Origin of the sequence: Streptomyces flavotricini (assembly GCF_020639365.1) — a bacterium.
GTDB lineage: Bacteria > Actinomycetota > Actinomycetes > Streptomycetales > Streptomycetaceae > Streptomyces > Streptomyces flavotricini.
Window position 1 is genome coordinate 824,097 of record NZ_JAINUL010000001.1, and the last position, 7,283, is coordinate 831,379.

Annotated in this window: 4 protein-coding genes; all 4 read left to right on the top strand. The window is 73.9% G+C overall.

The genetic code is table 11. The annotated features are described in order from the left end of the window. Window positions 1-76: 76 nt before the first annotated feature. A complete protein-coding gene (locus K7B10_RS04110; RefSeq protein WP_372481362.1) occupies window positions 77-1,654 on the top strand; it encodes a sugar ABC transporter ATP-binding protein in 1,578 nt (525 codons plus the stop codon). Further along, complete coding sequence (locus K7B10_RS04115; RefSeq protein WP_229334573.1) at window positions 1,651-2,736, top strand: ABC transporter permease; 1,086 nt, start codon at window positions 1,651-1,653, stop codon at window positions 2,734-2,736. The genes K7B10_RS04110 and K7B10_RS04115 overlap by 4 nt, the downstream gene beginning before the upstream one ends. A gap of 17 nt (window positions 2,737-2,753) precedes the next feature. Beyond that, on the top strand, window positions 2,754-3,902 hold the full coding sequence (locus K7B10_RS04120; RefSeq protein WP_372481363.1) for a substrate-binding domain-containing protein: 1,149 nt from the start codon (window positions 2,754-2,756) through the stop codon (window positions 3,900-3,902). A gap of 276 nt (window positions 3,903-4,178) precedes the next feature. After that, window positions 4,179-7,283, top strand: a 3,105-nt coding sequence (locus tag K7B10_RS04125; RefSeq protein ID WP_229344752.1) for a bifunctional nitrate reductase/sulfite reductase flavoprotein subunit alpha, incomplete at its 3' end; no start/stop codon positions are given.

Consider the following 7,283-nt stretch of genomic DNA (forward strand, 5'->3'; position numbering starts at 1 on the left):
AGCATCACCGGTGTCCTCATCGCTACAGGCTGTACCTCCCCCAGCACCACCTCCCCAGGCGGCCCCGGAGAAGTCCGTGCATGACACTCCCGCCACTCCCCTCACCCCGGCGCACCCGCCCTCGCGACCCGGCGGTGAACCCCTCGTCCGGATGCGCGGTCTCGGCAAGCGGTTCGGCGGCACCGTCGCGCTGGACGCGGTCAGCCTCGACGTCCACGGCGGCAGCGTCCTCGCCCTGCTCGGCCCCAACGGCGCAGGAAAGTCCACCCTCATCAAGGTGCTCGCCGGTGTCCACCGCGCCGACGAGGGCGAAGTGACCGTGGCCGGGCACCCGCTCGGCTCCGACGCCGCCTCGCGCAGCATGTCCTTCATCCACCAGGACCTCGGCCTGGTCGACTGGATGACCGTCGCCGAGAACATCGCCCTGGGCACCGGGTACCCGCGCCGCCACGGCCTGATCTCCTGGCGGCGGACCCGGGAGCGCTGCGCCGAGGCGCTGGACATCGTCGCCGGGCACCTGGACCCCGACACACGGATCGCCGACCTCGCCCCCGCCGAACGCTCCCTGGTCGCGATCGCCCGCGGGCTGGCGAGGCGCGCCCGGCTCTTCGTCCTCGACGAGCCGACCGCCACCCTCCCCGCCGCGGACTGCGCGCGCCTCTTCGGCATCCTGCACGCCCTGCGCGACCGGGGGCACGGCATCCTCTACGTGAGCCACCGGCTCGACGAGGTGTACGAGGTCGCCGACTCCTTCGCCGTGCTGCGGGACGGCAGGCTCGTCAGCCAGGGGCCCCTCGCCCCGTACGGCCCGGCCCGGCTGGTCCGCGACATCGTGGGCCACGAACCGACCGGGCACCCGCCCCGGGCCGCGGCCGCGGCGCCGGCTTCCGGGCGCCGCCCGACGCCCCTGCTGCGCCTCGACGGCGTGCGGACCGAACGCACCGGACCCGTCAGCCTGGAGCTGCGCGAGGGCGAGATCCTCGGCATGGTCGGCCTGACCGGCGCCGGGCACATGCACCTCGGCCGCGCCCTCGCCGGCGTGCTGCCGCTGCTCGGCGGGCGGGCGCTGCTCGACGGGCGCCCGTACCGCCCCCGTACGGTCTCCGCCGCCCTCCGCGCGGGGGTCGGCTTCGTCTCCGGCAACCGGCAGGAGGAGGGCTGCGCCGCGGAACTGACGGTCCGGGAGAACTTCCTGGCCAACCCCCGGGCCGCCGGTGTGCCGGCCTGGCACTGGCTCGCGCCGCGGCGCGAGCGCGCCGAGGCCGCGGCCCTGATCGAGCGGTACTCCGTACGCCCGCGCGACAGCGAGGTGCCGATCGCCACCCTGTCCGGCGGCAACCAGCAGAAGGTCATGGTCGGCCGCCGGCTCCGGGGGCGGCTGCGCCTGCTGATCCTCGAAGAACCGACGGCCGGCGTGGACGTGGGCGCCAAGGCGTCGATCCACCGGCTCCTCGAGGAGGCGCCGGCCGAGGGGGCGGCGGTGCTGCTCATCTCCACCGATTACCAGGAGATCGCCGACGTGTGCCACCGGGCGCTGGTGTTCGGGCGCGGGACCGTGGTGGCCGAGCTGGCGGGGAAAGCCCTGAACGTCACGGAACTCACCCGCACCGCATCGGCCCTGCCCGCGATCACCGGAAGCGCGGAGGGCCGGTGAGCCCGTCCTCCACCCGCCCCACCCGGACGGGGCACCGGCGCGGGCACGGGCACTTCATCGGCACGTACGGTCTGCTGGCCCTCACCGTCCTGCTGTTCCTGCTCTTCTCCGTCCTCCTGCCGGACACCTTCCCCACTCTGGACAACGTCTCCTCGATCCTCTCCGGCCAGTCGATCCCGGCCATCCTGGCGCTCGGTGTGACGGTCCCCATCGCGAGCGGCAAGTTCGACCTGTCCATCGGCTACGCGCTGGGCCTGGCGCACGTCATGGTGCTGTTCCTCATCGTCGAGGAGGGCTGGCCGTGGCCGCTCGCCTGCCTGGTGGTCGTCATCGGAGGCTCCCTGGTCGGCGCCGTGAACGGGGTCATCGTCGAGTTCGCCCGCATCGACGCCTTCATCGCCACGCTCGGCACGGGCAGCATGATGTACGCCGTCACCGGCTGGATCACCGACGGGGGCCGGATCGTCCCCGGTCCCGACGGTCTCCCGGCCGCGTTCACCGACCTCTACGACGGCCGGTTCCTCGGGCTGCCGGTCCCCGCCTTCTACGTCCTCGGCCTCGCCATCGTCCTCTGGGTGGTGCTGGAGCGGCTGCCGTTCGGCCGGTACCTGTACGTCATCGGCTCCAACCCCCGCGCCGCCGAGATCGTCGGCATCCCCACCCGCCGGTACTGCGTCTACGCCTTCGCCTGCTCGGGCACGGTCGTCGGGTTCGCCGGGGTGCTGCTCGCCGCGCAGCAGCAGATCGGCAACCCGAGCGTGGGCCTGGACTACCTGCTGCCCGCCTTCGTCGGAGCCCTGCTCGGCTCCACCGCCATCAAGCCGGGCCGGGCCAACGCCATCGGCACCCTCGTGGCCGTGACCGTACTGGCGGTCGGGCTCGCCGGGATCGGCCAGCTCGGCGCCCAGTTCTGGGCCACCCCGCTGTTCAACGGCGGCACGCTGCTCATCGCGGTCGGGCTGGCCGGCTACTCGGCCCGGCGGCGGCTGCGCACCGACGCCGGCGCCACGGCGGACGCGGGCGTCGGCGGCACCGGCATGGGCACCGGCACCGGCACCGGCACCGGCACCGGCACCACTTAGACAAGCTCAGGAGCACCGTGGACCCGAAGTACCCGAACCGCAGGACCCCACTCGCGGCCGCCGCCCTGCTGGCAGCGGCCGGCGCCGCCCTCGCCGGCTGCGGGGGCGGCGGCTCCCCGAACGCCACCGGCCCCTCGACCGCCGGATGCCCGGCCGTCCTCCAGGAGGCCGAGGCGACCGTCCGGCGGGCCGAGAGCACCGACACCGCGTGGACCGGCCCCACGACCGGCCCGCGGGCGGTCCCCGGCAAGACCCTCGTCTACGTCGCGCAGACCATGACCAACCCCGGCGTCGCGGGGGTCGCCAAGGGCGTCCGGGAGGCCGCGCGGACCATCGGCTGGAACGTCAGGGTGATCGACGGGGAGGGCACCCCGGCCGGCATCCAGGCGGCGCTCAGCCAGGCCGTCACCCTCAGACCCCAGGGCATCGTCATCGGCGGCTTCGATCCCCGGCTGACCTCGCAGCAGGTGGCGCGGGCCGAGGCGGCGGGCATCCCGCTGATCGGCTGGCACGCGGTCAGCACCCCGGGCCCGAGCACCGACCCCCGGCTCTTCACCAACGTCACCACGAAGGTGGAGGAGGTGGCGAAGGCCAGCGCGGACTGGGTCATCGCCCGGTCCGACGGGGCCGCCGGGGTCGTCGTCTTCACCGATGACTCGATCCCGTTCGCCGGTACGAAGTCCAAGCTGATCGAGCAGCGGCTCGCCGCCTGCCCGGGGGTCGAGCTCCTCGCGCACAAGAACATCCCGATCCCGGACGCGAGCCGGCGCACCCCCCAGGAGGTCGCCTCGCTGCTGTCCCGCTTCGGCAAGCGGTGGACGTATTCCGTCGCCATCAACGACCTGTACTTCGACGACGCCGCGCCCGCCTTCCGGGCCGCCGGCAAGCCCGGCGCAGGGCCTCCCTTCAACATCGGCGCCGGCGACGGGGACCCGTCGGCATTCCGGCGGATCAACAGCGAGCAGTTCCAGGCCGCCACCGTGCCGGAGCCGCTCTCGCAGCAGGGCTGGCAGGTCGTCGACGAGTTCAACCGGGCCTTCGCCGGACGGCCGGCCAGCGGCTACGTGGCCCCCGTGCACATCGCGACGGCCGAGAACAGCTCCGGGGCCACGTCCTGGGACCCGGAGGGCTACCGGGAGGCCTACGAGAAGATCTGGCACGGCTGAGCCGCCCGTGTTTACGTGGATGCGCGCCTCACGGCCGGTGGGGGCGCCCGCGCAGCCGCTTGTAACCCCGGGGCGGCGCCGCCCGTCACACGTGCGCAACAGGGGTTTCCTACGTTGGGCGCCACGGGATCGACCTGCACACGGCCGCGGCGCCCGGGGATCTGGGGGGTCGGCCGGTGTACTCCGAGGAGGTCTCCTGTGTCCGAGGCGGAAGCGGCGAGCGGACGCGCACGGCGAACGGCGGCCGGGCCCGCGGGGGACGCGGCCACCGGATCCGTGCGCACGGTCTGCTCCTACTGCGGCGTCGGCTGCGGGATCGTGCTGGACATCGCCCGGGGCTCCGACGGCCGCCGTACGGTGGCCAAGGCCGTCGGCGACAAGCAGCACCCCGCCAACACCGGCCGGTTGTGCACCAAGGGCGCCACCCACGCGGACCTGCTGGCCGCGCCCGGCCGGCTCGGGACCGCCCTGGTGCGCGAGGAGCGGGGCGCCGCGCCGACCGCGGTGGACGTGGACGCCGCCATCACCCGGACGGCCCAGCGGCTGCGCGCGGTCCTCGACGCGCACGGCCCCGACGCGCTGAGCCTGTACGTCTCCGGCCAGATGTCGCTGGAGGCCCAGTACCTTGCCAACAAGCTGGCCAAGGGGTTCCTGCGCACGAACCGGATCGAGTCGAACTCCCGGCTGTGCATGGCGAGCGCCGGCAGCGGCTACAAGCTCTCGCTGGGCGCCGACGGGCCGCCCGGCTCGTACGAGGACTTCGAGCGGGCCGACGCCTTCTTCGTGATCGGCGCGAACATGGCCGACTGCCACCCCGTCCTCTTCCTGCGGATGATGGACCGGGTCAAGTCCGCCGGCGCCAAGCTGATCGTCGTCGACCCGCGCCGCAACGCCACCGCCGACAAGGCGGACCTGTTCCTGCAGATACGGCCGGGCACCGACCTGGCCCTCCTCAACGGGCTGCTGCACCTGCTGGTCGAGGGCGGCCGGACCGACCCGGCCTTCATCGCCGAGCACACCGAGGGCTGGGAGGACATGCCCGCCTTCCTGCGGGACTACCCGCCCGCGAAGGTCGCCGAGATCACCGGCATACCGGAGGCGGACATCCGCCTGGCCGCCCGCTGGATCGGCGAGGCGGGCGAGTGGATGAGCTGCTGGACCATGGGACTCAACCAGTCCACCCACGGCACCTGGAACACCAACGCCCTGGTCAACCTGCACCTGGCCACGGGGGCGATCTGCCGCCCCGGCAGCGGCCCCTTCTCCCTGACCGGACAGCCCAACGCCATGGGCGGCCGGGAGATGGGCTACATGGGACCGGGCCTGCCCGGTCAGCGATCGGTCCTCGTCGACGGGGACCGGCGCTTCACCGAAGAGCTGTGGGGGCTGCCGGAGGGCACTCTGCGCACCGACGTCGGGCGCGGCACGGTCGAGATGTTCGAGGAGATGGCGGCCGGCGAGATACGGGCGTGCTGGATCATCTGCACCAACCCGGTCGCCTCCGTCGCCAACCGCAGTACGGTCATCAAGGCGCTGGAGACCGCCGAACTGGTCATCACGCAGGACGTGTTCACCGAAACCGAGACCAACGCCTACGCCGACATCGTGCTCCCGGCCACCCTCTGGGCGGAGTCGGACGGCGTGATGATCAATTCCGAGCGCAACCTCACCCTGGTCCGCGGGGCCGTCGACCCGCCCGGACAGGCCCTGCCGGACTGGCAGTTGATCGCCCGCGTCGCCTGCGAGATGGGATTCGCCGAGGCGTTCACGTACAGCGGCTCCGAGGAGGTCTTCGAGGAGCTGCGGCGGGCGTGGAACCCGACGACGGGCTGGGACCTGCGGGGCGTGTCCTACGACCGGCTGCGCCGCGGGCCGGTGCAGTGGCCGGCGGCCCCGGGCGGACCGGACCGCAATCCGGTCCGGTACCTCAACGACGGCGTCAGCCAGACCCTGGCCGAGCGCCCGGACGGCAGCCGCCCGCGGCTGGTCTTCCCGACCGCCTCCGGGCGGGCCTCCTTCTTCGCCAGGCCGTACCTTCCGGCCGATGAACTCCCGGATGACGACTATCCGTTCGTCCTGAACACCGGGCGTCTGCAGCACCAGTGGCACACCCTGACCAAGACGGGAAAGGTCGCCAAGCTGAACAAGCTCGACCCGGGTCCGTTCGTCGAGATCCACCCGGCGGACGCCGCGGCGCTGGGCATCGCGCAGGGCGACGGGGTGGAGGTGGCCTCGCGGCGCGGCCGGGCGGTGCTGCCGGCCGTCGTCACCGACCGGGTGCGGCCCGGGAACTGCTTCGCCCCGTTCCACTGGAACGACCTGTTCGGCGAGTACCTCAGCGTCAACGCCGTCACCAACGACGCCGTCGACCCCGTCTCCTTCCAGCCCGAGTTCAAGGTGTGCGCCGTGACGCTGGCCAGGACGCGGGTGCCGGTTCCGGTGACCGCTCCGGCCGCCGGGGCGGCCTCCGGCGGGACCGGCGGGGCGTCCGGCGCGGCCTCCGAAGCGGTGGCCGGCCCGGGCCGTACGACCACGACGCTGATGCACCCCGTGACCGCCCGGCCGGCGACCGCGGTCCCCGCCCTGACCTCCCTGTTCGGGCTGGACGGGCATGCGCCGCCCGCCCTGTCCGACCGGGAGCGCCAGTACCTCGCCGGATTCCTCGCCGGGCTCGCCTCGACCCCGCCCGGTACGGACGTCCCGCTCCTTCCCCTCGGCGCCCCCTTCGAGGAAGGGCACTCGCTCTGGGTCGACGGGGTGCTCGCCGGGACCTACTCCCGTACGGCCACGGCCCTGGCCCCGACGCCCTCGTTCACGCCGGCGTTCGCGCCTGTGTTCTCGCCTGCGGTCACACCCCCCTCCGCCCCGGAACCGGACTCCCCCGGCCCGGGCACGCCGACCCGGCAGACGGTGGTCCTGTGGGCCTCGCAGACGGGGAACGCCGAGGAGCTCGCCGCCACCGTCGGCGCCGCGCTGGCCGAGGACGGCCGCGCGCCGGCCGTGCACGACATGACCGACCGGCTCCCCGCCTCCCTCACCCCCGGCACGGATGTGCTGATCGTCACCAGCACCTTCGGTGACGGCGAGGCCCCCGACAACGGAGCCGGGTTCTGGGAGGCCCTCAGCGCGGCCGACGCGCCGCGGCTCGAAGACGTCCGGTACGCGGTGCTCGCCCTCGGGGACTCCTCGTACGACGCCTTCTGCGGACACGGCCGGCGGCTCGACCGGCGCCTCGAAGAACTCGGGGCGGTGCGCCTGCTGCCGCGCGTGGACTGCGAGCCCGATTACGAGGAGCCCGCCGGCCGGTGGCTGGAGCAGGTGCGCGGCGCCATGGCGGCGGGCGGCCCCGTGGCGGCGGTCACCGAGCCGGCCGCGCCCGCG